Genomic DNA, 26,669 nt, shown 5'->3' on the forward strand with positions numbered 1-26,669 from the left:
TGGTCAAAAAAAGAAAGCCGAGAAGGCTTTCTTTTTACTTAGATATAAATTGTTGAGTCCAAATATGACCGTCTTTAGCATAACCAACGCCAATATGAGTATATTTTGTACTCAATATATTCGCTCTGTGTCCTGAGCTATTCATCCATGATTTTACGGCTTGTTCCGGAGTAGTTTGTCCTTTTGCGATATTTTCAGCAGCAGCTTTATAGGTGATGCCGAAGTTCTTAATCATCTCAAATGGGGAACCATACACAGGACTAGTATGGCTAAAGTATTTGTAATCTCTCATGTCCTCTGACTTGTATCTTGCAACTCTGGCAAGCTCCCAATCATATTGTAATTCTTTTAGACCTTGTTTGGTTCTTTCTGCATTAACGAGTCTGATAACTTCTTGCTCATATGCTTTTATATCATCCTGGGTAGGAATATTAATCTTTTGTCCTGGATAAATGAGGTTTATATTTGAGATTTGTGTATTTGCAGCAATTAGTTCACTGATCCCTGTCTCAGTTTTGACGGCAATTTTCCATAAAGTATCTCCAGAGACAACGCTATATTGATAGTCTGCAAAAACTGATGCTGTAGGTAGCAATAAAGTGGTTGTGAGTGTAATAGATATAATTTTTCTCTTCATCTTTCCTCTCCTTATGAATTTTTAATAGAAGTTTCATTATATAAAAGGATAGAAGAGAAAAGGGTTGTAAATAATAGGAAATCTATAATATCCATAATGGATCCTTAATAGAAACTGTTTTATACGAAAATGGTAGTTTATGGTTTCGGTATTTAGAGTATGGAGAGAGGAAGCTGGTGATTAATGGTTTTAGGGGGAAGACATTGTTAAAATATACCGGAAATTATATAGGAGGGGATTAACTTCCGGACCGCAGAGCCTTTCGTTAACCGATGAAAGGGACATTATTTAAAGCGGTATAAATATATGATTTAAAATATGGATATATTGAAATGTGACAAATTTAAAAACTTACTATCCTTTCCGGCTATAAGTCTTTTATACTAGAAACAGATAGGTGGAAAGGGGTTCTAAATAATGAAAAAAATGGTAATAGGAGTGAGTGTTGCATTATTATTAACAGGCTGCCATGTTCCTGAAAATTACATCAAGGACAATCAAAAGGCGGAGGTTGAAAGTTCTGTTGACCAGAAAACAGTATATACGTATATTAAGAAAGCAAAAGCACATCTCAGTACAGCTCCAAATTATAATTCAGCAGTTTTTGAAGACCGATTTATGAAGATGGCAAGCGATTCTTTTCAACTCTCCGTTAATGAAGTCACAGAGATTTACACAGCTTACGAATATAATGAATAAATGTTTACGCATTAATAAAGTGAGATGATTTATTTGTGACCACTTAAAATAAAGCGCTTTCAAATATTACTTTTAATACTATAATTAATATTGTATTAACAATTATAATAAATGGGTAATATTCTATAGAGGGTTAATGCAGAGAGGAAGTGGCACTATGAGTCTCCAAACTGTTCTTTTTGATTACGATGGAACCATTGCCGATACTTTACCTGTATGTTTCGAGGCATTTAGGTATGTATTTAATAAATATGATCAAAGAAATTTAACTAATGAAGAAATCATTCATTTATTTGGTCCTATTGAGGATCTTATTATTAGAAAACATTTGCAAAATAAGGAAAAAGTTGAGTATGCCATAGAAGATTTTTATGATCAATACGAAAAAGGGCATAATCGAGAGTTTGAATACTTAACAGAAATTCAGGAAATGTTGGATGTTTTGAAGGATATGGATGTTAATCTCGGGATTATTACAAGAAAAAGCAGAAGATCTTTAACATTATCATTAGAAACTTTGAATCTATATGATTATTTTGATGTGACCATCTCCGGAGATGAAGTGAAGGAAAACAAACCAAGTCCTGAAGGTATCCAGAAAGCATTAAAGTTACTTCATAATGCGCCCTCTGAAGCATTATTCGTTGGGGATAGTCAAGTTGATATGGCTGCAGGAGCCTCGGCAAAAGTGACAACGATTGCAGCTCAATGGTTTAGCACGGTTCAATCCACAACATATGAAACAAAACCATCACATATATGTAAAACATTGCCTGATTTTACTAAATTAATAAAAAAATATAAACATGTCCCTGTTAATAAGCTGTAAAAATGACGAATCTACTAGTGTAATCTTTTTATTTAACATCTCTTGTTAAATGAAAAGGTTTTTTTTATTTCCAATAAGGTAATTCTAGGATAAATCATTGTGAAAACAATTCCTTAGTTTAGTATAATAAGAGTGTATGTGAAAGGGGGCAATTCATTGAAGAGTAAAAAAACGATATGGGGAAGTATAGGAATTTTCTTATTGATTCTTCTCTTAGGTGGTTGTAATAATATTGCCAGTCCGGAAGAGCGATTAAATGAATACATAAACCTTTGGAACGAACAAAAATTTGAAAAAATGTATTCGGATTATGTAGCAATTTCAGCAAAAGATAAGGTTAAGAAAGAACAATATGTCGATCGGTATGAAAAGGTATATGAGGATTTGGAAATTTCGGATTTATCAGTAAAAAGTGCATTCAAGGAAGAGAAAGAGTTGAAGGATCAGAAAAGCATAACCCTTCCGATTCAAGTGAAAATGAATTCGCTTGCAGGTCCAATTGAATTCGAAAAAGAAGTAACCATGAAGCTTGAAACAAAAGATGAGGAAGAGAATTGGTATGTTGATTGGGATACAACTTATATTTTCCCGGAACTAAAACCGGACGATAAGATAGGTATTAATCATACTACTGGTAAAAGGGGAGAAATCCTGGACCGAAACGGAAATGGCCTTGCTATAAATGGAGTTGCACAAACAGTAGGAATTGTTCCGGAGAATTTTGATGAATCTAAAAAAGCTGAGTTAACCAAATTATTGAATCTCAGCGATGATTATATTGACAAGCAGCTAAATCAGAGCTGGGTGCAACCGAGTTATTTTGTACCGATCAAAACGATTCAAAATAATCAAAAAGAGCTAATTGAAAAGATAAAAGTAATCAATGGTGTCAGTTTCCAAGAAAAAGAAATTCGGGAATATCCTTATAAAGAAAGTGCCGCTCATTTAACAGGTTATGTTGGAACCATTACTGCTGAAGAGTTGGAGAAAAATAAAGATAAAGGGTATACGAATGACAGTGTCATTGGTAAAAGAGGGCTAGAGCAATTATTAGAGGACAAGCTTCGTCCGAAAGATGGGTATACCATTTATATTGATCGTGAAGAAGATCCTGTGGTGATTGCGGAAACAGAAGCTCAGGATGGGGAAAACTTTAGATTAGTAATAGATGCTGAATTGCAAAAGTTGGCCTTTCAAAATATGAAGGGAGCTGCGGGTACCTTTTCAGCTGTTCAGCCCAAAACGGGTGATGTGTTGGCGCTTGTAAGTTCTCCATCATTTAATCCAAATGATTTTGTGCTTGGGATTAGCTCAGAGAAGTATAGTCAACTGGAAAAAGATAAGAAACAACCGCTGCTGAATCGATTTGCAGCAACCTATTCGCCAGGCTCAACCATTAAGCCAATTATTGCAGCGATTGGTTTAAGTTCCGGTAAACTTGACCCAGAGAAACAAATGGATATTAAAGGGTTAAAATGGTCCAAAGGAAAAGAATGGGGAGATGCCTCCATTACAAGGGTAAGCGATCCAGGACATCCTGTTAATTTGCAGACCGCATTGCAAATATCAGATAATATTTACTTTGCCCAAACAGCCCTTTCAATTGGTGAGAAGGATTTAATTAATGGATTTAAGGAATTGGGAATTGGTGAAGATCAATTTCCGCTCGAATATCCAATTCGAGCTTCACAATATTCAAATAGCGATAAGTTAGAAAGTAGTAAGCTATTAGCAGATACAGGTTATGGACAAGGAGAAGTATTGATGAGTTCGGTGCATTTGTCCAGCATTTACGGAACAATTGTAAATGATGGGAAATTAATGAAGCCTCGTCTTTATCTTGATACTGAATCAGCTGTGTGGCATGATTCTTTTTTAACGAAGGAACAGGCAAAGACCTTGAAAACTGATTTGAGAAAAGTTGTAACAAGTGGTACAGGTAAAGCGGCCAACACACCTAAATTAGAGTTAGCTGGTAAGACAGGAACAGCCGAATTGAAAAAAACACAGGATGAAGAAGGCGTGGAAAATGGACTATTCGTAGCCTATGATCAAAAAAATCCAAAAGCCGTTATGTCATTATTAATTGAAGATGTGCAAAATAATGGCGGAGGCAAAGAGGTACAATCCATTATCCAAAAGACATTCCTAAACTGGGATTCTTCTGAAATTGAATAATTAAAAGGTAATAGAACAAGAATTAGAAAAGAAGCTTCCACTAGAAAATAGAGTGGAAGCATCTTTTTTATGTAAGTCTTTTTAAAAAGTCATTTCGCATTAAATGTAGAATAGCTATAATAGTGTGAGTAAAAAAACTCCAGAGTGAAGTCTATATGTTGGTATCCCGTTTAATGATTCATTATATTTTTGTACAAGAAAACGCTAATACAACTGGAATTCTGAGTCTTCTATTATATTCTTTTCATCATTGAAGTTTTTACGTACAGGTTGACCTTCTCGTAAATCAGTCACTGAAAATCCAGAACAGACAAGAGCTCTAAAGTATTGTTCGACTGTTCGGTGATATTTTACCACTATTTGTTCAATCCAAGGTTCTTTTCTTTCCCCATCAAGGAAATAATCATCTACAATCCAATTTTCACGTTTATCTCCAGTTGCTTTACTTTGAAAAGAAGCTGTAGTAATTGGATGTTGAACGCTGAAAACAAACTTACCTTCGTCTTTTAATGACAAATGTATGTTTTTAAAGAGAGAGTGAATATCAGATACATAATGTATAGCAAATCTTGACGTTACAATATCAAACTTTTCTTTTAAGTAAGGATATGATTCCATTGTATGATGATACACGCTTCCATTAACCCCTGATAGATTCCTTCTAGCAGCTTTCACCATTTGTTCAGAACCCTCAATCCCAGTGTAAGTTGCTGCACCCCGTTCTAATAAATCCTTGCCAAAAGAAGCGTCACCACAACCCAAGTCTAATAGATCTTTATTTTTAAAGTCATCCATTAGATCAAAAATAATCGGAGTTTCAATAGCATTATTAGGACTATCTTTCCTAGCTCTTCTTGTCATATAGTTTGAAAAAAACTCTTCCTCTTCATAAACGCTAGGTCCCCTGAATTCCATAAATTCCTCCTCGTAATTTTTAGGTATTTGAGTACTTTCATACAGCGATCAACTCTCAGTAGAATATGCTTTTGTATATAATACCATAAAAGGTAAATTAACCCTTGTTTTCTTGCGGGGTGAGTAAAATAGCTGGAAAAAGAACCAGGAGAGAATAAATTTGAGGATATAGTAAGAAAACTACGAGGAAGAAAGATAACAAGTTTAATAAGGGAAACCGTCTATTTGATCTTGGATATCAATTCAAGGGATGGTGGCATGTCAGTACATTCGACCAGCAATTACCTAATTTATAGTTTTTCATTTCGATTGAACACTAACATGGGAATGAAATTCATTAAGAAGTAGGAATAAAGTGACCTCCAAAAGGTAGAGTTGGGATTTAAATTAGGGGGTGCAGAACAGAAGAAGGGGGAGGAAGTAGGCCTGTTCTTTCGAAAAATTCATATCTTCCATTTTGTTAGAGTTTGAGATTCAGGTTAACGGATTTTTTTAATAGTTATGGAAAAAGGCATCAGTCAAACACTGATGCCTTCAGTCTGTTTATCTGGAAATATCAATAATCCTGTCTTCAACATACGGTGATACAGTTTGATCAGGGAAGGATTGGATGTAATCGGAGAAAATCTCCCAATCTACGAATCCTGGTTCGCTTACACGGCCATCTGCGTAAATATCTGCAAAGACGGAATAGCCATCTCCGCCTTTAGCGGTGAAGATGTTCGTGGCAGCGAAGTAGGTCTCTGTATCAGAGAGTGGGGTATATTCCCCATCCTGGAGTATTTCTACTGATTGGACGCGTGCTCCTACTGGTTTAGAGCTGTCATAGGTAAAGTGCATGCCTGCAACCTGCAGGTAACCGCCGCTAGCACTTGGAGCTGCACTAACGCTATGTTCAAGAGCTGTTTTTAGTTCAGTACCGCTGATTTCTATGATTGCGAGTGCGTTACTGAATGGAAGGACTGTCATCACGTCCGCTAATGTGATTGGTCCAGCCTTTAAGGTTGTCCGGACACCGCCGCCATTTTGGAGTGCAATTACTGTATTTGAGTTGATGGTTTTTGCCTTGTCGAGCATCCCATCAGCAATCAAGTTGCCAAGATTTGTTTCGCCAGTCCTTGCAGCAGGATTGCCCCCAATTAAGTCAACTGTTGTTGTGCCGACAACTTGTTTTTTCTTTGCATCAACAACCGGCTTGTACTTCGCTAGAATTTGAGCTGCTGCCGGGTTTTCGGTAAAGATATAAGAACCATGCTCATTCTTGGCGTCAATGCTTATCAGCTCCCCTTCATAGGCGATGACTTTTCCTTTTTTATCAAAGCTTACATCAAGCTCCCCTAGATATTTGGAATACTCGTTAGCTTGGACGATGATCGTTGGTTCTTTGAATTTATCCACAACGACTGGCTGATCCAGCTGTGAATGAGAATGGCCGCCGACAATGATGTCGATACCATCGACTTGATTGGCCAGCTCGAGGTCATTGTCACCGCCGCCATCATTGTAACCAATATGGGTAAGGGCAACGATTTTATCAACGCCTTGTTTCTTGAATGCTTTCACAGAAGCTTTTGCTGAAGCGATATACTCTTCGAATCTAACATCTCCAGGACTTGAGATACTGGTAGTCTCAGCTGTCGTTAAGCCGAAAATGCCGACTTTCTCACCATTTATATTCTTGATGATGCCGTCATAGATTTTTCCATCATGGGGTTTTGCGGAATATGTGTTGTTATTTTGAAGGTTCTTCATGAGGGTATCCTTGCTGAAATTAACATTTGCGCTTACAAATGGGAATTCGGCATTTTGTACAAATGGTAGCAATGTCTCAGTCCCAAGATCAAATTCATGGTTGCCGAATGTAAACGCATCGAATTCGGCGAGGTTCATCAATTCTAAATCGGCTAGCCCCTTAAATTCATTGAAATAAAGGGTGCCAGAGAACACATCACCGGCATGGAGAAGAAGATTATTTGTATTTCCATTGCGATGTTCATCGATTGCGGTTAGTTGCCGAGGTGTATTTTCAATGTTGGCGTGCGTATCGTTGACATGAAGGACACGTAATTGATAATCAGGGGCTTTTAATGCTAGTTGCAGCATGGTAATAAATTCAGATAGGCTAACCTTGTGGCTATAGCCAAATTCAGTATCGGAAATGCCTTCAGCAATACCATAAAGAACGATAGAACCAATTCTTTCTCGGTGTTTCTTAGGTACATCAGTGAAGGCTGTTTCTGTGCTTCCTTTCAAATCGAAAGCATTGGCAATCCATACTGTAAGCTCTCCTCGAGTTAAAGTCTCATTGCTGCCGAACTTATTCTTGCTTTTCGCTTCAAGGATACCAGCATGGATTAATGAGCTTACAGCTTTTTGGGACGATTTTGGCACATCTGTAAAACTTGTCTTTGGTGCTTTTTGGTAATCGAGCTTTAATGCACGCGCTATCAGATCCGCTGCATCAATTCGGGTTAAGGATTCCTGTTTCTTAGCGGTTTGAGGAGAAACACCCAGTTCCTGAATAAAACGAGCTTCACTCTGCCGGTTAGCTGTCTTTGCATCCACCATCGGAACAACCAATGTTCCAGCAAGCGTGGCAGCCATTGTGATAACGGTAAACATACGACAAAACTTCAATCGCAACTTCATAAATCGCTCCCCTTTTTGTTTGATGTGGCCAAGATATTGGCCTTATATCTGATTATAATTAGTTTTTAGGATAATTGAGGTAATTTTCAGATAAATAGTTATTTAGAACTATTTATTTAGCATTCAATTGCGTTATTATCCATTATAAGATTCCTTTACGTGTTTACTTTTGGTTAAGGAATCGGTCCATTTATATATCAAGATAGGCCTAGAACTAATTGTTGGATTATTCCAATTAATGTTAAAGGTATATTGGAGGTGTGATGGTGAGAAAATTCAGTTTATGGTCAATAGTCTTCGTGATCGTGGGACTAATATTAATCGGTTTAGCGGGGAGATTAGAGAATCATATTGAAATGACCTTTCTTTTGGGGGTTTTTTCTTGTTTAATTGGGATTGTCTTTAGTGTTGTGGCGTTTTTTAAACAAGAAAAAGGAATTTTAAAATTTGTTTCACTTAGTTCATTTTTTATCGCGCTCTTTTTGATTAGCTGGTTTGAACCATTTCATTTCATTCGCGTCTTAATCTGGCTAAAAAATATAGCATAGCTATCAAAGGGACAAATATAAGAACATGAATGATTTACTTCTTAATTTAATTCTGAAGGATAGGGATAGTGACTAAAATGAAATGATGAATAGGAAGGGTGATGACATGAATAATGAAGGAATTAAGATCTTATTAAGTGAAACATTTGAAGGACCCAAAGGAAATGGGAGTTGGTTCACTGAATCAAAGCCTGGGAGCGGATTGTTCGGTACTATTGATTCTTTAAGCTCGGAGGAAGCTTCCGTACTAGTCGAAGGTGTGACAATTGCTGCCCATACGGATCATACACGTTACCACTTATGGGCCATTAACCAATCATTAAAGGGTAAGACGGAAGATCTTGATTGGGATGAGAGTTGGAAAATTGGAGTGGTGACAAAAGATGAATGGGAGGAAATAAAGAAAGGGCTTCATCATGAGTACATGAAGATAACTAAATACATTACTGAGGAGCATAATTTTAATTCTTCAATGTCTACTAACCTCTTAGGGGCGTTAGCCCATGCTGCGTATCATTTAGGAGCAATCAAGCAGATGGTAAAGGTTGTTAAAAAACATACAAGCTACTAGAGGGGCTGGGTTTATTCATGAAAAGGGAGTGCTTTTTGAATTAGTATTCCTTTTCGTATCGTTAGTTGAATAACAAGTATGGCCGCTTTCTTACGGGAGAATACGCCGCATTTCAAATTAATGATAAACGGTAGTCCTAATCCTTATGAAAAAAGCTTATAGAAAAGAGGTACTGCATATTGCAGTACCTCTAAATTAATTGAGAATAAAAGAATATAATTGAGAATGAGAAATAGGATTAAATTTTTTGGAAAATAAAATTATATATCTATTAAACTTCTTCAGTTACTGTTAAGCCTAATCCTGCAGCTACAAGTGTTCCATATTCAGGATCAGCTTTGTAGAAGTGCTGAATTTGACGTTCGATAATTTCAGGTATAGATACACCTTGCATAGCACCAACGATGTTGTTAACTAAGTTAGCGCGTTCTTCGCTGCTTAACAATCTATATAGGTCACCAGCTTGTGTGTAGAAATCATCTCTATCATAAGCGGTGCTTGCAGCATAACCTTCTACTTCAAAAGTAGCTTGTTGATCTTCAGGAGATTCTTTCGGTCCTCCAAAGCTGTTTGGCTCGTAATATACAGATGATCCGCCATTAATACTTGGGTTCATTTGTCCGTCACGTTGGTAGTTATTCACTTCTGTTTTAGGACGGTTAACTGGCAAGTGATTATGGTTTGCTCCTACGCGGTAACGGTGAGCGTCTGCATAGGCGAATAAACGGCCTTGTAATAATTTATCTGGTGATACATCAATACCAGGAACGAAATTACCAGGAGAGAACGTAGCTTGTTCTACTTCAGCAAAATAGTTTTCTGGGTTTCTATCTAATACCATACGGCCAACTTCGATTAAAGGATAATCTTTTTGAGACCAAACTTTCGTTACATCGAATGGATCGAAACGATACGTATTGGCATCTTCAAGCGGCATGATTTGTACGCATAATTTCCAAGCAGGGTAATCTCCAGCATCAATCGCATTGAATAAATCTTCAATATGATAGTCTGGGTTTGTACCAGCAAGTTCAGCAGCTAAATCAGTAGCTAGGTTTTTAATTCCTTGTTCTGTTTTCCAGTGGTATTTAACCCATACGGATTTGCCTTCAGCATTCGTCCATTTGAATGTGTGGCTTCCAAATCCGTGCATATGACGCCAAGTAGCGGGAATTCCGCGGTCAGACATTAGGATGGTAATTTGGTGTAATGATTCAGGTGAAAGAGACCAGAAATCCCAAACTGCATCCGGGTTTTTCAAATGTGTTTGCGGGTTCCTTTTTTGTGTATGTATAAAATCAGGGAATTTAATCGCATCACGGATAAAGAAGACAGGAGTGTTGTTACCAACGATGTCATAGTTGCCTTCTTCCGTATAAATTTTAACTGCGAATCCACGTGGGTCACGTAAAGTATCAGCAGAACCAAGTTCACCTGCGACTGTTGAGAAACGAGTGAACAGTGGAGTTTTTTTCCCAACTTCAGATAGGAAAGCCGCTTTAGTATATTCAGTTAGGTCATTTGTAACTTCAAAATAACCGTGCGCTCCGCCACCTTTTGCATGCACGACACGCTCAGGCACACGTTCTCTGTTAAAGTGAGCTAATTTTTCTAATAAATGAACATCTTGAATTAAAGTTGGTCCGCGTTTTCCAGCTGTAATGGAATTCTGGTTGTCTCCAACAGGAGCTCCCCAACTAGTCGTTAATTTTTTGGACAATATGTATACCACCCTTTTTCGTAAGATAAACCTATTATAGTGACTTTTTTTATCTTTATCAAATAAAAACCTTTATTTATTTAAAATTATTATAAATAAAAGTCGATATTATGACAGAATTCTCTTTTGGAGATAACGGGCGAATTCGTAGTTGGTACGAGTTTGTTTAAAGTTTCGGGAGTTATTTAAGTCATTCTCAATTAGAAACTGCATTTCTTTTCATACAATTTTTGAAATCTGCAAAACTATATTAAGAAGAGGTCCTTATAGCTTTTATGGCTTACTAAAGATATATAGCAGTCAGAAACGTTTATTATGTCTGATAAAGAATGCAAGTTATTTTTGACCCTCTCTTATAGATTGAGTAACTTCAAAAATAGGCCATATTATATAAAATTTACAGGTTGAGAAATCATTTTCCTTTCAAATGAGGATGATTCCAAGTAAGATGATTTATAACTCATAAAACATATATGAAAGGTATGATATAATGACAGAGGCTATTCGTACGGTCCCGAGGCCATTGGTTCGTTTGAATCAATGGGTGATTTTTCTCAGTGTAGTCGCAGTATGGAGTACAGGCAATGAATGGATTTTAGCTCTGCCTTTAATTGCAGGAATAATGGGATTAATATTCGGATTTAATCCAATCATGCAAGCAGGTAAATTATTTTTAAGAAAAAAACCTTCTGACTATATCCCGGAAGAATGGGCTCAGCAACAATTCAATCAACTAATTGCGGTGATTTGCCTTGCTGGAGGACTGATCAGTTATTTACTTGATTGGGATATTGCGGCATATACCTTTACTGCTTTAGTAGCGATTGCTTCATTTGTTGCTATACTTGGATTCTGTATTGGTTGTTTTATCCGTTTTCAGTGGCAGCAATATATGTACAAAAAATCAGCAAATAAAACAGTTTAAAATAGGATGAGAATCTTTGATTAAAGAAGATTCTCTTTTTTCTTTTATATAGAAGAATCACGCACAACTTGTTCCTATTTTCAAATCAAGGTCACCTTTTTTTCCCATGGGCATAAACTGTAGCATTCAATCCTTGTTGAACTGATAATTAACTTTCACACTAGATATTTATCACGCATAGGATGAAATGAAAATGGTTGAGGAGGGTAACCTTGTATGTCACAATATAGAGAAATCATCACGAAAGCAGTAGTGGCAAAAGGACGGAAGTTTACCAAAGCGAATCATACGGTTTGTCCGGATCATGATCCTACCAGTATACTGGGCTGCTGGATTATTAATCATACGTATGAAGCCAGGAAACAAGGTAAAAAGGTAGAAATTGCAGGGTACTATGATATCAATGTATGGTATTCTTTCAGCAATAATACAAAAACAGAGGTTAGAACAGAAAAGGTTCCGTATAAAGATATTATAAAGTTAAAATATCGGGATCAAACGGTATACGATGATAATGAAGTCATTGCAAAAGTAGTTCAGCAGCCAAATTGTATAGAATGTCTAATCACTCCAGATGGCGAAAAAATCTCTGTTCATGTTGAACGTGAATTTTTAGTGGAAATCATTGGTGAAACGAAAGTATGTGTTTCAGTAAGGGAAAATGGGTGCAATGATGAGGAAAGCTGGGAACTTGATGTAGATGATGAAGAATTGGCGGAAATTATCCCTGATTTCCTAGATCATAGTGAAGAGTCCAGCACTTATGAACCGAGTAGGAAACAAGGCAAAGGCAATCGGGTTTAAGGAACTAGAGAGAAAACTCTCTAGTTTTTTTGAGTTAGAACAGCTGGCTCCTATGATATAATACTTCTATTAATTATCTGACTGAAAGAAAGGTTTTGGGAAAATGGCAGTAGCAACCTATACCCCTATGATTCAACAATACTTGAGTATAAAGGCAGATTATCAAGATGCGTTCTTGTTTTTCCGCCTTGGTGATTTTTATGAAATGTTCTTTGAGGATGCGATTAAGGCATCAAAAGAACTAGAGATAACGTTAACAGCAAAAAACGGCGGAGGAGATCAAAAAATTCCGATGTGCGGGGTCCCTTATCATTCCGCGCAATCCTATATAGAAACTTTAGTAGATCGAGGCTATAAAGTAGCAATCTGCGAGCAAACGGAGGACCCGAAAGCAGCAAAAGGGGTCGTTAAACGTGAAGTTGTACAATTGATTACTCCGGGGACTGTTATGGAAGGCAAGAGCCTGGCAGAAAAAGAAAATAATTACCTGACTTCTATTTCATTGATGGATAACGCTGCATTTGGAGTCGCCTATATCGATTTAACAACCGGTGAAAACCGTGTAACTCATTTCGCTGATTTTAAAGATGTGTTAAACGAGGTGTCGGTGATTGGGTCTAAGGAAGTTGTGGTTCCGTCCGATTTTGGGGATGAAAAAGAAGTGTTATTAAAAGAGAGAGGGGTTGTCACCGTCTCTCACGAAGTGGATTCTGAACCTAAAGCTGAGTTTAGCCATCTGGTAAAAGAACTTCCGAAAAAAAATTTAAAACAAACAGTAGCCCGTTTACTTAACTATATACAACGTACTCAAAAGAGAAATATTGAACATATCCAACCTGTTGAATTATATGAAACAGAACAGTATTTAAAAATCGATTATTATTCAAAAAGAAATCTAGAGCTAACCGAGACAATCCGTTCGAAAGGAAAAAAAGGATCTCTTTTATGGCTTCTTGATGAAACAAAGACAGCCATGGGAGGCCGCAGATTAAAGCAATGGATTGAGCGCCCGTTAATCAATGAAGCAGAAATAGAAGCTCGTTTATCGATGGTCGATACATTTATGAACCAATTTTTTGAACGGGAAGAGCTTCGTGAGCTATTGCATGAAGTTTATGATCTGGAACGTTTGACTGGCCGTGTATCCTATGGCAATGTAAATGCCCGGGATCTATTGCAGCTAAAGCGTTCCCTGCAGCAAGTGCCGGCTATTATAGATGTGATAGGAAGACTTCCGAATGATACGGCAAAAGAAATAGCTTCTCGTATGGATCCGTGTGAAGAAGTGACTGATTTACTTGAACTGGCGCTTCATGAAAATCCGCCGATTTCGATTAAAGAGGGAGGCATTATTCGCGAAGGGTATAATGAGGATTTAGATCGTTATCGCGATGCATCCAAAAACGGCAAAACATGGATTGCCCAGTTGGAACAAATAGAAAGAGAGAAAACAGGCATACGTTCACTTAAAATCGGCTATAATCGTGTATTCGGGTACTATTTAGAAGTGACGAAAGCAAATGTTCATCTTTTAAAAGATGATCGATATGACAGAAAACAAACTCTAGCCAATGCAGAGCGCTATATAACACCAGAATTGAAGGAAAAAGAAACCATCATTCTTGAAGCAGAAGAGAAAAGTACGGGCCTCGAATATGATTTATTCTGTGAATTGCGTGATCAAATTAAAGATTATATCCCTCGTTTGCAAAAATTGGCGATGGAAATCAGTGAATTGGATGTTTTACAATGCTTCTCTACCATCAGTGAACGTTATCACTATGTGAAGCCCCAATTTTCTAAAACTCGCCAAATGAGTATTAAAAATGGCAGGCATCCAGTCGTAGAAAAAGTCTTGAAAGCTATTGAATATGTACCAAACGATTGCTTTTTGGACAAAAAGAAAGAAATATTATTAATCACCGGTCCGAATATGTCTGGTAAGAGTACGTATATGCGCCAGGTTGCCCTTACAGCCATTATGGCTCAAATCGGTTGCTTTGTACCTGCAGATGAAGCTATTCTGCCTATTTTTGATCAGGTCTTTACGAGAATCGGTGCTGCAGATGATTTGATATCAGGACAAAGTACGTTCATGGTAGAAATGCTTGAGGCAAACCATGCCATTACGAATGCAACTGAAAATAGTCTGCTGTTATTTGATGAGATTGGAAGAGGGACATCGACCTATGATGGGATGGCATTGGCACAGTCCATTATTGAATATATTCATCATCATATTGGAGCTGCTACCTTATTCTCCACGCATTATCATGAATTGACAGCTCTCTCTGAACAATTGGACAAGCTGAAAAACGTACATGTGCGCGCGATTGAACAAAATGGAAATGTTATTTTCCTTCATAAGGTTGTTGATGGCCCTGCCGATCGAAGTTACGGTATTCATGTTGCTAAGCTTGCAGAAATGCCAGATACCGTTATCAGGCGGGCTGAGGAGATATTAAATGTGCTGGAGCAAGGTGATAAGCATCCTAAAATAACACCTTCTGCAGAAATTAACTCACGGGCTGAAAAGGTCAGTGAACAGGCGCAATTATCTTTCTTTACAGAAGAAAGAAAGGAAAAAACACCGCAACCATCCCGACACTCGAAAGAATGGAAGGTAGCAGAAGAACTCAAATCCTTATCCATTTTAGAAATGAATCCTTTAGAGGCGTTAAATACATTGTATGAATTACAAAAAAAATTAAAATAGGGAGGAGAAATCAGAATGGGGAAAATTGTACTGTTAGATGATCTATTATCCAATAAAATCGCTGCTGGAGAAGTAGTCGAGAGACCTGCATCTGTTGTAAAAGAGTTAGTAGAAAACTCTATAGATGCTAACAGTACGGTTATTGAGATTTATGTGACGGAAGCCGGTTTGGAATCCATTCGTATCATTGATAATGGAGATGGTATGGAAGATGACGATGCCCTGAATGCTTTTCATAGGCATGCGACCAGTAAGATCAAAGATGAAAATGATTTATTCAGAATTCGAACATTAGGTTTCCGCGGTGAGGCCCTGCCTTCCATTGCCTCTGTATCCAGATTTGAATTGAAGACATCTACAGGTGAAGGACCTGGAACCCGCCTTTTACTGGAAGGCGGCAAAGTTCTGACGCATGAGTCCTTTTCGAGTCGTAAAGGAACCGATATGACGGTAAGTGAACTGTTTTTTAATACACCTGCTCGTTTGAAATATGTTAAGAGCGTTCATACTGAACTCGGCAATATAACGGATGTTGTGAATAGGCTGGCTCTGTCTCATCCCGATGTATCATTTAAGCTTGTTCACAATGACAGGACTTTATTGCAAACGTCAGGTAATGGCAATTCGCTTCAAGTACTTGCAGGGATTTATGGAATCCAAACTGCTCAAAAAATGCTGCCCTTTGAAGCATCTACACTTGATTTTTCAATAAAAGGCTATGCAGGTCATCCGGAAATGACGAGAGCATCACGGAACTATATGACAATACTCGTCAATGGACGTTTCATTAAAAATTATTTAATCGCCAAAGCTATTATGGAAGGATACCACACATTATTACCGATTGGACGTTATCCAATAGCTATGCTCAATATCGAAATGGACCCATTATTGGTGGATGTCAATGTGCATCCGTCGAAAATGGAAGTCCGTTTCAGTAAAGAGCAAGAGCTGATGGAGGTAATCAGTGAGGCAATCCGGAACACATTTAAAAAAGAGACGTTAATTCCAACGGGTGCTCCTGTTAAACGTGATGAAAAAACCAAAGCGGAACAAACTCAATTTACATTTAGGGAGGAAAGTACCAAGCAGCCTGAACCGCCGAAGCAGGCTCCCCCAATTTTAAAGGCAAATGAAGGGTTTTCAGTGATTTATGATCCACCCGAGTTTGAACAACCAAAGCCGGAGTTCAATGCTTCTCATCCTGTTCCGGTGCAGGATGAGGATGATCTAGAATCCAATCAAGTACTGGATGAGGAAGGAATTATGGCTAGTACTCGATCTGTGCCACAAAATATAGAGCCGACAGTGGATAGAAAGAAAGAGGAATTACAGCCGGATCAGGCAAATCACGATAATCAAGAAAGCCGGATTCCACCTTTATATCCAATTGGACAATTGCATGGTACGTATATTTTGGCTCAAAATGACCAAGGGCTCTATATGATTGATCAGCATGCTGCCCAGGAACGGATTAAGTACGAGTACTTCAAGCATAGAGTGGGTGAAGTCAATAAAGAACTGCAAGAGATGCTGGTTCCAATGACATTGGAGTATTCGACGGATGAATTTGTAAAGTTGGAAGAGCATAAAGACGAATTGGAAGCAGTTGGCGTATTTTTAGAGCCATTTGGATTAAATAGCTATATTGTCCGTGCGCATCCTACGTGGTTCCCAAATGGTATGGAAGAAACAATCATTGATGAGATGGTCCACCAAGTATTAACCATGAAAAAGGTAGATATAAAGAAATTGCGTGAGGAAGCGGCTATCATGATGAGCTGTAAAGGGTCTATAAAAGCAAACAGGCATTTGCGGAATGATGAAATAAGCGCACTGCTGGATGAATTGCGGCGTACTAACGATCCATTTACATGCCCGCATGGCCGTCCGATTATTGTCCATTATTCAATTTATGAACTGGAAAAGATGTTTAAACGGGTTATGTAATCGAATGAGTCATGAAGAATAAGACAGAATGAAAGGTGGCGGAAAACGAGTTGTTTTTCGTCGCCTTTTATGTTTCTATAATCATTATTTGGTAGTTGTAAAAATATAGATCTGTCACATGGTGAATATTATAGAAGTATATTCTGAGACGTTCCTAATCGTAACTCACCTAATGAATGTAACAAGTGAGTATAGTATAAGTTTACGTAAGTCCTTTACTAAGAAACCTTCATTTATGGATTTTACTGATTTTAATCAAATGGATTGTCGAAAAAAAGAGGTGCCTATCATCTTATAAGACTGATTAGACACCCCAGTATTTACTCCATATCAATCGTTTTTTCTTGCTTTGCCTGCCATAATTTGAATTTATCCAGCTCTTCCGTTATTTGTTTAACAGTAAATGCAATGATAGCAGCATCATCAGCAAAGCCAAGACCTAATATGAAATCAGGTAGAAAATCCAGAGGTGACACAAAGTAAATAATGGCTGCGATAATGGATATAATCGTTTTTGTCGAGATCTCCTTATATTCGCCTTTTACCCAGGAACGAAACATAGCAATGAGTGATTGGAGGTTATCCCATCCTTCTTCCAATGCATTTTTGTTTGTGTTCGATTTTGTTGTTGCCTCATCTAATAACTCGTTTGATTTTGTTTTATTGTTGAGATACGTTTTGGCAGTATCCAGGTATTTTTTATATTTAAACTTACCTTTATTTTGGTCGTCCATAACTAATTCCTCCTTCATACTCACTTCTATACATTTTAAGGCAAATAGTATTAACTCACAACATTCCTGCGTACTCCAGTATTAAGTTAATTACTGTCTCCAAATGTAAAATCAATGCTTTTAGGTCATTTTCCCTAAAACTGTGTATAATAATCCTATCCTGTGAAAAATAGAGGAGGAAAGAGAATGAGTGAAAGTCGAGCTAAAAAACACCGGTTAAAATTACAAAGGGAAGGAAAGAGAAATCCTGAAACTCTTCGTGGGGGGCTATATCCGATCGATTTGAGTACAAGGATGACGAAAACCAAAAAGGAACAAATAAATCAGGTTAAACATAAAAAGAGATTTCAGCATCTTAAAGAGGATGATGGGATCTTTTTTAGTATCATCTCTGCATAAGAAATAAGAATAAAAGGAGTGAAACGACAATATACATACATGCAATAAATAGTTTATTGGCAAGAAATTCTCTAATTCCTGTTATCAGAAATAAAAGGGATAAACAGAGAGAAAGCAATTCCATCAAGATAAATACTCTGAACAAAAATATATACCCTATTAAGAAAAAAGCGAGTAATCCAGTTAACCATTGTAAGATTTGTATCACAAATCAGTCTCCTCATTACTCTATAGTTTCCCATCATATATGCTTCCCGTTTTCTTTCTCCCATTTAAGTTTACGCCCTCAATTGTTAGGATATTCTAATAGTAATATTCTCTCTCTATTTATAGTTGTTTTAAAGGTAGAATTTTTCATCGAAATTACTGCATTTTTAAATTGTAGTTTGCTGTGATATTTAATAGTGAGTGATTATTAGAAGAAGTTTAGTGTGAAGTTCATTATTTCGACGTTAGTCTGTATGTTTTTAATAAGTGTTTGTATGATGAACAAGGAAATAGTTATTCCAAAATAACAAAAGAATGAGAAAAAGATGAATAGAGTGTAATTGATCTGTCTATACTTATTAGATGTTACTTGCTCATGTTCAGATAATACCGATTTGTGTTAAGATAAGAAAAAATGAATAGGGCAGTGTGAAGGAAAATGGAAATGCAAAAATTGGTCGTGATTATTGGACCAACAGCAGTGGGAAAGACAAAGCTATCAATCGATTTGGCCAAAAAGTTCAATGGAGAAATTATTAGTGGAGACTCAGCGCAGGTCTTTAAAGGAATGGATATTGGGACGGCTAAAATAACCGCAGACGAAATGGAAGGGATTCCTCATCATTTAATTGATTGCAGGGAACCTTCTGAATCCTATAATGTTTATGATTTTAAAAATGAAGTGAACAGGATGATTACAGATATAACGAATAGGGGTAAACTGCCCATATTGGTAGGCGGCACAGGTTTGTATATTCAATCCGTTCTCTATGATTATCAGTTCCCTGAAACCACAGCAAACCCTAATATTCGAAAAGAACTTGAAGAACGAATTGATAGAGAAGGCCCTGATGCTGTTTATCAAACACTTGTGGAAATAGACCCTGTAGCAGCGGAAAAAATACATCCCAATAATACAAAAAGGGTAATCCGTGCTTTAGAAGTATTTTATGATTCCGGCAAGCGTTTCAGTGAACAGGAACTATCTGAAGAAAGAACGTTATTATATGATGTTGCCCTGATTGGATTAACAATGGACCGTGACCTTTTATACAAAAGGATAAATGAACGTGTTGAAACCATGATGCAAATGGGTCTTGAAAAAGAAGTCAGAGATCTTTATGATCAAGGGTTAAAAGATGCTCAATCGATGCAGGCAATAGGTTATAAAGAATTTTCCGGTCTTTTCGAGGGAAGTGAGACACGTGAAAATGTCATATCGGAAATTCAGCGAAATTCACGCCGCTTTGCAAAAAGACAATTTACATGGTTCCGAAATAAGATGGATGTTCATTGGTTTGATGTAACCGATTTAGCCAACTTTGATAAAATTTCTGAAGAAATATCAATCGAAGTGGCAGGAATGCTCGATTTAAAAGCGAATAGATAAACATAGAGAGAAAAGAGGAGGCCAAAATAATGAAACAAGGAATTAATATTCAAGATCAAATTTTAAATCAATTACGCAAGGAAAATGTTTATGTAACGATTTTTTTACTTAATGGTTTTCAGTTACGCGGACTGATAAAAGGTTTTGACAATTTTACGGTCTTAATTGAAACAGAGGGCAAACATCAATTGGTCTATAAACATGCGATATCGACTTTTGCTCCTCAAAAAAATGTACAAGTTGACCTTGAAGGTTAAGGATAAGTACGGCAGACTCCCAAAAAAGGGAGTCTGTTTTTTAATTTAATGATATTTTTTCATTCTGTAAAAGGATGGTCGGGAATATAAATGAAGAGAGGAAATATAATTATTTTCCGGGCAATCGCAGTATATGACAATCAAGCGTGCCTTCAATGAAATAATTTATATTTATTTTGTAGTTTTAGGAGGGCTCTTGTCTCTTTTGCCTTCACTTTGTCGAATGTATTTGATAAAAAAGGGAAGAAGGGTTCATGTAAAGAGGTGATCAGGTGGAGCGGCAACCATTGCGGGTAAGAAATAATGGGCAAATTAACATTGTGTTGAAGAATGAGCAAACAAATGCTCAAGATAAGCCACTTTCAAATGTTTCTCCACTACCCAGGGAAATACCTTCTCATCATATAGCGCTTAAAGAAATTGAGACAGAACTGAATAGTCTTGTAGGTATGGAAGAAATGAAAAGAGTTATAAAGGAAATATATGCATGGATATATGTAAATAAACAACGCGAAGTTGCTGGCCTCAAGGCCGAAAAACAGGCACTGCATATGATGTTTAAAGGCAATCCGGGTACAGGGAAAACGACAGTTGCACGTTTAATTGGAGAACTATTTGTAAAGATGAATGTCTTGAGTAAGGGTCACTTGATTGAAGCTGAACGCGCTGATCTTGTTGGAGAATACATTGGCCACACAGCTCAAAAAACACGTGATTTGATTAAAAAGGCAATTGGAGGTATCTTGTTTGTGGATGAAGCCTATTCGCTTGGGCGAGGGGGAGAAAAGGATTTTGGCAAGGAAGCGATCGATACATTAGTAAAGCATATGGAGGATCGCCAACACGATTTCATCCTTATCCTTGCAGGGTATTCACGGGAAATGGAGTATTTTTTAACGTTGAATCCCGGGTTACATTCCCGATTTCCCATTGTAATCGATTTTCCGGATTACACAGTTGATCAGTTAATGGATATCAGTAAAAGGATGCTAAATGCACGGCAATATGCTTATAGTTTAAATGCGGAGAGAAAACTCCGTGATCACTTATATTATTTAACAAACGTTTTAAATTTAAAGTCATTTTCAAATGGAAGATATGTGAGGAATGTGATTGAAAAATCAATCAGAGCCCAGGCGATGCGTCTTTTGATGTCTAATCAATATGACAGACAGGATTTAATGACCATCAGAAGTGATGATTTGGTCTTTGATACGTTTGAGTAATAATGGAAATAACAGATAAGAGTGTCTCATAAGTTGTCAATCAACTTAATGGGCACTCTTATTTTTTGAAGAATGTATTTAAAAGAATACCCAAATTTCGTTTTTATAAATGAATTACTTATACAACATTCAAGTCAGATTAGTTTAAGAACAAATGGTGTAATTGGTAAATGTGTTAAACTAGAAGGTAGTAAGAGTTTCACCTATCTCATAGTTTGATCTGATGAAACAAAGAAATGGTTTATATAAAAAAGGTTTTGTTAAAGATCAATTTATTATTAAATTGATTAGAATGATGATACTATCATTTTTAAATGAAGGATTCAGGAGAATGATAATGTTACGAAATATAGTTGGCCAGCATGTGAGTGTTTACGAAATATAATTTGTATACTGAGGAATGAATGGAGGGGTAAAGGATGAAAAAATTATTAGCCATGATTATTGTAGCCATGACTATTTTTGCTACGGGTTGTTCGACAATAGAGGAAGTGTCGAATTCTTTAGATTATGTTACTGAAGCTACGGGCTACATTGATGATGTAAATCAATTTGCAAACGAATTACCAGCTGTAGCAGAAGCAGCAATTACTGATTTAAATTCAAAAGAGCAATTAGAAGAATTATTAACAGAAATGCAAAATGAAATAGAAAAATTCAATACCCTTGAAGCACCGGCTATGTTAGAGGATATCCACAATCAAGTGGTAGAGCATAATAGTGAACTGGCAAGTAAAATTGAGTTGTATTTAGAAAAGATAGAGGCAGGCACTTTAAACTCGGAATTACTTTCGGAAACGGGTTTATTGGAGGAAATAGCTGTTTATAACGATTTGTTAAGTCAAATGAAGAAATTAAGCGAATAAATGAATAGCTATTCCGATTATACAGTTATTGGATGGAGTAAAATTAAGCATGATAGGAATCGTTAAAGAAAGGGGACTCTATGCGATGATAGAGTTCCCTTTCTTTAGTAGAAATCTATATGCCCCTTTAATAAGGCTGAAAATGACCGTATGTAAATCTATCGTCTAACAGTCTATTCAGCATTTTTTCTGAACAATAGGTAATTGCCACTGATACTGATAAGATAGCATTCTTAAAAACGTAATAATGACAAATAAAAGGTATAATTCAAGGCTGGATGTCATCACGCCGAGGCCGATTAAGAGACCTGCTATACCCGCCCAGATTGCATAAATTTCAGATTTGAGTACAATAGGCTTCCTGGCAGCCAGCACATCACGAACAATCCCGCCCCCGCTTCCTGTGAGGATAGCGGCAAATACGACCGCGATAAGTGGAAGAGTCATATCTGTTGCCACTAAAGCACCCTGCACGGCGAATGCACTAAGACCGATAGCATCAAAAAAATCACCCCATGGGTTCCAATGCTTTAAAAGACATTGATGAAATAGACAAACGACAGTTATAGAAATAAAAGCGATTAAAAAAAGTCCATTTTGTTCCCAAATATTAATAATCGGAATGCCGAGCAGGAGGTTGCGAATGGCTCCGCCTCCAAATGCTGTTACAAACCCAAGTAAATAAAGGCCAAATAAGTCATACTCCTCTTCCATTGCTACTATAGCACCGCTTATTGCAAATGCTACTGTTCCGATAATACTTAAAACATCCCATGTCATACTTTTTTACTTTCTCCTAACATAAAAATTCAAATAATCCTTTAAAATCCGGCTGATTTATCATATCATTTGAGTACAATGTTTGGAACGGGTATTTTTTTTGGTATGATAAGATAAAGAGTGAAGAATTGAAGGAAGTGACATAATGGAAGAGACATATGAAAAAGCTATACTCGTCGGTTGTCAGCGTGAAAATATTGACGATAACAGATTTGAATCCTCTATGGAGGAGCTTGAATCTTTAACGGAAACTGCAGGAGGACAGGGTCTTGTACGAATCTCTCAAAAGAGAGTGAAGCCTCACCCGGCTACATATATCGGAAAAGGGAAAGTAGAGGAGCTCGTTGCATTAGTAGAGGAGCTTGAACCGGATGTCGTCATCTTTAATGATGAACTGTCTCCGAGTCAAATACGAAATCTGGGCAAAGAACTGGGAACACGAATCGTTGACCGCACACAGCTTATATTAGATATCTTTGCTCAACGTGCGCGTTCTCGTGAAGGTCAAATGCAAGTAGAGTTGGCACAATTACAATATATGCTGCCAAGATTAGCTGGACAAGGTACTGAATTATCAAGACTCGGTGGTGGGATCGGTACGAGGGGACCTGGGGAAACAAAATTGGAATCTGATCGACGCCATATTCGCCGTAGGCTAGATGAGATAAAAAGGCAATTGGACTCAGTCGTTAAACACCGTGAACGTTACAGAGCTCGCAGAAAAAGAAACAACCGTTTCCAGATTGCGCTGGCAGGTTATACGAATGCCGGTAAGTCGACGTTATTTAACCGTCTGGCTGAAGCAGACTCTTATGAAGAAAATCAACTGTTTGCAACCCTTGATCCGATGACGAGAGAATGTCTTCTGCCATCAGGATATAAAATTCTTATCAGTGATACCGTTGGATTTATTCAAGATTTACCAACATCGTTAGTTGCGGCTTTCAGGTCAACGCTTGAAGAAGTGACGGAATCTGATGCTATTTTACATGTAGTAGATTCTTCTCATCCTGATGCCTATAATCATGAGAAGACGGTACAAAAAATAATAAAAGATTTGGAAGCAGAGGATATTCCTCAATTAATAGTTTATAACAAAAAAGATGCTGCCCATCCAGAATTTGTGCCAACATCTAAGGAGAAATCCATTCATATATCTGCACGTCAGGATGAAGATATTCAACAGCTTCTTCAGGAAATGGAAAAGTTGATTGAAAGCTTTATGGAACCATATTCTGTTAAGATTCCTGCAAGTGAAGGGAAGCTCATAGCCCGCTTAAAGGATGAGACAATTGTTAAATCAAATGAGTTCCACGAAAGCAATGAGACCTATCATTTAAAAGGATTGGCTTTAGCAGACCATGCGATCATGGGAATTATTAAAAATTATGAGTAGGAGTAGGAATACAGCATGTTTGAACAACTGAAGAACGGTGAGAGAATAAAAGAAACTGTTCAGGAAACTGAGACAATGATTGCTGAAAGATTTTCAGAGATTGATGAAAATGTAGACTTTAATACAGCGAAGGTTTTAAAAGCTTTCCAGGAAAATCAGGTAAGTGATGCTCATTTTAATCCATCAACTGGATATGGGTATGATGATATGGGAAGGGATACGTTGGAAAAGGTGTATGCCCATGTATTTGGTGCGGAAGCAGCGCTTGTCCGTCCGCAAATCATATCAGGAACCCACGCCATTTCAACCTCCTTATTCGGTGTGTTGCGGCCCGGAGATGAACTATTATATATTACGGGTAAGCCTTATGATACTCTTGAGGAAATTGTCGGCATACGCGGCAGTGGTATAGGTTCATTAAAGGAATATCAAATTTCCTATCAATCTGTAGCTTTAAAAGAAGATGGGTATGTTGATATGGAAGAAGTAGCAAAAGCAATCAAACCGAATACGAAAATGATTGGAATTCAGCGCTCAAAAGGCTACGATAACCGTCCTTCGTTCACAATTTCTGAAATACAAGAAATGATTCGATTTGTAAAAGCCATCAAACCTGATGTCATTGTCTTTGTTGATAATTGTTATGGAGAGTTTGTTGAGAAAATGGAGCCTACAGAAGTTGGCGCTGATTTAATGGCAGGTTCCCTAATTAAGAATCCTGGTGGCGGTTTAGCAAAAACCGGTGGATATATCGCCGGCAGAGCTGATTTAGTTGAACGTTGTGCGTATCGTTTAACAACACCGGGAATTGGTGCTGAAGCAGGTGCATCGCTGTATAGTTTATTGGAGATGTACCAGGGATTCTTTTTGGCACCTCATGTTGTGGGACAATCCTTAAAAGGGGCGATCTTTACAGCGGCTATGCTGGAGAAGTGGGGATTCAATCCTTCACCAACCTGGAATGAACCAAGGACAGATTTGATTCAATCCGTCCAATTCCATGACAGAGAGAAAATGGTTCTGTTCTGTCAGCAAATTCAATTCGCATCTCCTGTCAACTCCCATGTGACACCATATCCAGCATATATGCCAGGATATGAGGACGATGTAATCATGGCAGCGGGAACCTTCATACAGGGTGCAAGTATCGAATTAACGGCTGATGGGCCCCTGAGACCGCCATACACAGCTTTTGTACAGGGCGGCTTAACGTACTCTCATGTCAAAATAGCTATCTGCAAAGCCATCGATCAAATGATTGAAAAAGGTTTAATATAGAATTTCGAAAAAACTCCCTTATTTTTTAATGAGGGAGTTTTTAATTTGTGAAAAACAGTATTTCTACTATTAGCAATAAAATTTTTTGATGGATGATTCATGGATTTTAATACAATATATGGAGGTTTGTTATAAACTTAGTTTACCTGTTTTCGTAATATAAATATCCATTTTTTTAAAGCTGTTTTTATAAAGATTGTTGCTTTTGATTAATAGTTAGTAAGGAGACTGTACTTGCTATCGAACTAACAACCTTGTTAATTTAGTATCACAGTATCGTTAAATGAAATTCCCAGATATTTATATTTTATTTGAACCTTATATATTTCTTCGTTATGAATAACACTAACCCCATAAATTTCATCTTTATTAGAAGCTGTGCTATCATCTAATTTTTCGTAACTTAAAGATGGTGAAGTTCTTGTTTTTATAGCAACCTCATCAATATTGGTAAATCCATGTTTTTTTGCTTCTATACTATTATAGTCATCCATTATGATGAAACCTTGTAACGCATTACTAATTTGTAACCTTGTTGTTGTAGGTTTTTCATGGTTATTCACCCAAACATCTACTATTTTGACTTCGTAAAAGCCATTATTACCGACTTCGACAACAACTGATTTATTGTCTGTACTTAAAGCAAGTGTACCAATCTCCAATGGTGGCTTAAATTTCAAAAAGAAAGAAACACCACAAATTATTACTGCTACGATTAGAACGCCCCAAAAAATGATCCTCTTCACATGAAAATCCCCTTTCTAGTGTTTGTTTTACCATATAAATCCAACATATGACTTAACCTGCCCATCCTTAGAACTGCTAAAACTAGTCGAGGAAAAAAAGCATTGGCGCTCATTCTAATTGGACGTGTTATTTTTTCTAACTCAACCACTAACTTTTATTTAGCCTCTATGAATGTTAATCAAAGGTTACATTTATTTTACAAATAGATTATTAGGTTATTTGCATTCAAATGAGGGAAAAGGGAGGAG

At 37.2% G+C, this 26,669-nt stretch carries 23 protein-coding genes; 16 read left to right on the plus strand and 7 right to left on the minus strand.

The genetic code is table 11. The annotated features are described in order from the left end of the window. Positions 1 to 34: 34 nt before the first annotated feature. A complete protein-coding gene (gene safA, locus AC4G3L_RS11610; protein WP_491077111.1) occupies positions 35 to 637 on the minus strand; it encodes a SafA/ExsA family spore coat assembly protein in 603 nt (200 codons plus the stop codon). 417 nt (positions 638 to 1,054) lie between these two features. Here safA and AC4G3L_RS11615 point away from each other — a divergent pair, with 417 nt between their 5' ends. From AC4G3L_RS11615 to AC4G3L_RS11625, 3 genes are all read left to right on the plus strand, one after another. Continuing rightward, positions 1,055 to 1,336, plus strand: coding sequence for a hypothetical protein (locus AC4G3L_RS11615; protein ID WP_491077112.1), 282 nt, complete (start codon positions 1,055 to 1,057; stop codon positions 1,334 to 1,336). Between the two features lie 157 nt (positions 1,337 to 1,493). Further along, entirely contained in the window at positions 1,494 to 2,165 is a 672-nt protein-coding gene (locus AC4G3L_RS11620) for an HAD family hydrolase (RefSeq protein ID WP_491077113.1), read from the plus strand. Between the two features lie 156 nt (positions 2,166 to 2,321). Next, on the plus strand, positions 2,322 to 4,343 hold the full coding sequence (locus tag AC4G3L_RS11625) for a penicillin-binding transpeptidase domain-containing protein (RefSeq protein WP_491077114.1): 2,022 nt from the start codon (positions 2,322 to 2,324) through the stop codon (positions 4,341 to 4,343). A gap of 204 nt (positions 4,344 to 4,547) precedes the next feature. On the opposite strand, the gene AC4G3L_RS11630 is transcribed toward AC4G3L_RS11625, so the two are convergent. After that, a complete protein-coding gene (locus tag AC4G3L_RS11630) occupies positions 4,548 to 5,258 on the minus strand; it encodes a class I SAM-dependent methyltransferase (protein WP_491077115.1) in 711 nt (236 codons plus the stop codon). Between the two features lie 543 nt (positions 5,259 to 5,801). Next, positions 5,802 to 7,907 carry a 5'-nucleotidase C-terminal domain-containing protein gene (locus AC4G3L_RS11635; RefSeq protein ID WP_491077116.1) on the minus strand — a complete coding sequence of 702 codons (2,106 nt, stop codon included), beginning with the start codon at positions 7,905 to 7,907 and terminating at the stop codon, positions 5,802 to 5,804. A 266-nt stretch (positions 7,908 to 8,173) separates the two neighbouring features. On the opposite strand from AC4G3L_RS11635, the gene AC4G3L_RS11640 reads away from it, so the two are divergent. Both AC4G3L_RS11640 and AC4G3L_RS11645 read left to right on the plus strand, forming a co-directional pair. Beyond that, entirely contained in the window at positions 8,174 to 8,455 is a 282-nt protein-coding gene (locus AC4G3L_RS11640; RefSeq protein ID WP_491077117.1) for a hypothetical protein, read from the plus strand. A 106-nt stretch (positions 8,456 to 8,561) separates the two neighbouring features. Next, on the plus strand, positions 8,562 to 9,026 hold the full coding sequence (locus tag AC4G3L_RS11645) for a hypothetical protein (RefSeq protein WP_491077118.1): 465 nt from the start codon (positions 8,562 to 8,564) through the stop codon (positions 9,024 to 9,026). Positions 9,027 to 9,297: 271 nt separating this feature from the next. On the opposite strand, the gene katA is transcribed toward AC4G3L_RS11645, so the two are convergent. Then, the gene (katA, locus tag AC4G3L_RS11650) at positions 9,298 to 10,749 is read right to left on the minus strand and encodes a catalase KatA (protein ID WP_491077198.1); all 1,452 of its coding nucleotides are present in this window, start codon (positions 10,747 to 10,749) and stop codon (positions 9,298 to 9,300) included. A gap of 487 nt (positions 10,750 to 11,236) precedes the next feature. Here katA and AC4G3L_RS11655 point away from each other — a divergent pair, with 487 nt between their 5' ends. The 4 genes from AC4G3L_RS11655 (at position 11,237) to mutL (ending at position 17,141) form a co-directional block, all read left to right on the plus strand. After that, positions 11,237 to 11,671, plus strand: a complete 435-nt coding sequence (locus tag AC4G3L_RS11655; protein WP_491077119.1) for a DUF4395 domain-containing protein — start codon at positions 11,237 to 11,239, stop codon at positions 11,669 to 11,671. Between the two features lie 216 nt (positions 11,672 to 11,887). Beyond that, entirely contained in the window at positions 11,888 to 12,475 is a 588-nt protein-coding gene (locus AC4G3L_RS11660; protein WP_491077120.1) for an outer spore coat protein CotE, read from the plus strand. 103 nt (positions 12,476 to 12,578) lie between these two features. After that, positions 12,579 to 15,191: a DNA mismatch repair protein MutS gene (mutS, locus tag AC4G3L_RS11665; RefSeq protein WP_491077121.1), complete on the plus strand. Its 2,613-nt coding sequence runs from the start codon at positions 12,579 to 12,581 to the stop codon at positions 15,189 to 15,191. Between the two features lie 15 nt (positions 15,192 to 15,206). Beyond that, positions 15,207 to 17,141 carry a DNA mismatch repair endonuclease MutL gene (gene mutL / locus AC4G3L_RS11670; protein WP_491077122.1) on the plus strand — a complete coding sequence of 645 codons (1,935 nt, stop codon included), beginning with the start codon at positions 15,207 to 15,209 and terminating at the stop codon, positions 17,139 to 17,141. 320 nt (positions 17,142 to 17,461) lie between these two features. Here the strand turns inward: mutL and AC4G3L_RS11675 are convergent, their stop codons facing one another. Beyond that, positions 17,462 to 17,875, minus strand: a complete 414-nt coding sequence (locus tag AC4G3L_RS11675) for a YkvA family protein (RefSeq protein ID WP_491077123.1) — start codon at positions 17,873 to 17,875, stop codon at positions 17,462 to 17,464. Between the two features lie 186 nt (positions 17,876 to 18,061). Here AC4G3L_RS11675 and brfA point away from each other — a divergent pair, with 186 nt between their 5' ends. From brfA to AC4G3L_RS11700, 5 genes are all read left to right on the plus strand, one after another. After that, a complete protein-coding gene (brfA, locus tag AC4G3L_RS11680) occupies positions 18,062 to 18,274 on the plus strand; it encodes a ribosome rescue factor BrfA (protein ID WP_491077124.1) in 213 nt (70 codons plus the stop codon). A gap of 646 nt (positions 18,275 to 18,920) precedes the next feature. Then, positions 18,921 to 19,871, plus strand: a complete 951-nt coding sequence (gene miaA, locus AC4G3L_RS11685) for a tRNA (adenosine(37)-N6)-dimethylallyltransferase MiaA (protein ID WP_491077125.1) — start codon at positions 18,921 to 18,923, stop codon at positions 19,869 to 19,871. 29 nt (positions 19,872 to 19,900) lie between these two features. Next, on the plus strand, positions 19,901 to 20,128 hold the full coding sequence (hfq, locus tag AC4G3L_RS11690; RefSeq protein WP_066104248.1) for an RNA chaperone Hfq: 228 nt from the start codon (positions 19,901 to 19,903) through the stop codon (positions 20,126 to 20,128). 272 nt (positions 20,129 to 20,400) lie between these two features. Continuing rightward, positions 20,401 to 21,354: a stage V sporulation protein K gene (gene spoVK / locus AC4G3L_RS11695; RefSeq protein ID WP_491077126.1), complete on the plus strand. Its 954-nt coding sequence runs from the start codon at positions 20,401 to 20,403 to the stop codon at positions 21,352 to 21,354. Positions 21,355 to 21,773: 419 nt separating this feature from the next. Further along, positions 21,774 to 22,220 (plus strand): DUF6376 family protein, encoded by a 447-nt coding sequence (locus AC4G3L_RS11700; RefSeq protein ID WP_491077127.1) that lies wholly within the window; start codon positions 21,774 to 21,776, stop codon positions 22,218 to 22,220. Positions 22,221 to 22,397: 177 nt separating this feature from the next. Here AC4G3L_RS11700 and AC4G3L_RS11705 read toward each other — a convergent pair whose 3' ends face one another. Next, complete coding sequence (locus tag AC4G3L_RS11705) at positions 22,398 to 23,000, minus strand: trimeric intracellular cation channel family protein (protein WP_491077128.1); 603 nt, start codon at positions 22,998 to 23,000, stop codon at positions 22,398 to 22,400. A gap of 145 nt (positions 23,001 to 23,145) precedes the next feature. Between AC4G3L_RS11705 and hflX the strand changes: the two genes are divergently transcribed. Next, on the plus strand, positions 23,146 to 24,396 hold the full coding sequence (hflX, locus tag AC4G3L_RS11710; protein ID WP_491077129.1) for a GTPase HflX: 1,251 nt from the start codon (positions 23,146 to 23,148) through the stop codon (positions 24,394 to 24,396). A gap of 15 nt (positions 24,397 to 24,411) precedes the next feature. Continuing rightward, complete coding sequence (locus tag AC4G3L_RS11715) at positions 24,412 to 25,674, plus strand: methionine gamma-lyase family protein (RefSeq protein WP_491077130.1); 1,263 nt, start codon at positions 24,412 to 24,414, stop codon at positions 25,672 to 25,674. A gap of 257 nt (positions 25,675 to 25,931) precedes the next feature. Here AC4G3L_RS11715 and AC4G3L_RS11720 read toward each other — a convergent pair whose 3' ends face one another. After that, positions 25,932 to 26,420, minus strand: a complete 489-nt coding sequence (locus tag AC4G3L_RS11720; RefSeq protein WP_491077131.1) for a hypothetical protein — start codon at positions 26,418 to 26,420, stop codon at positions 25,932 to 25,934. Positions 26,421 to 26,669 lie beyond the last annotated feature (249 nt).

The organism is Bacillus sp. z33 (genome assembly GCF_058313615.1).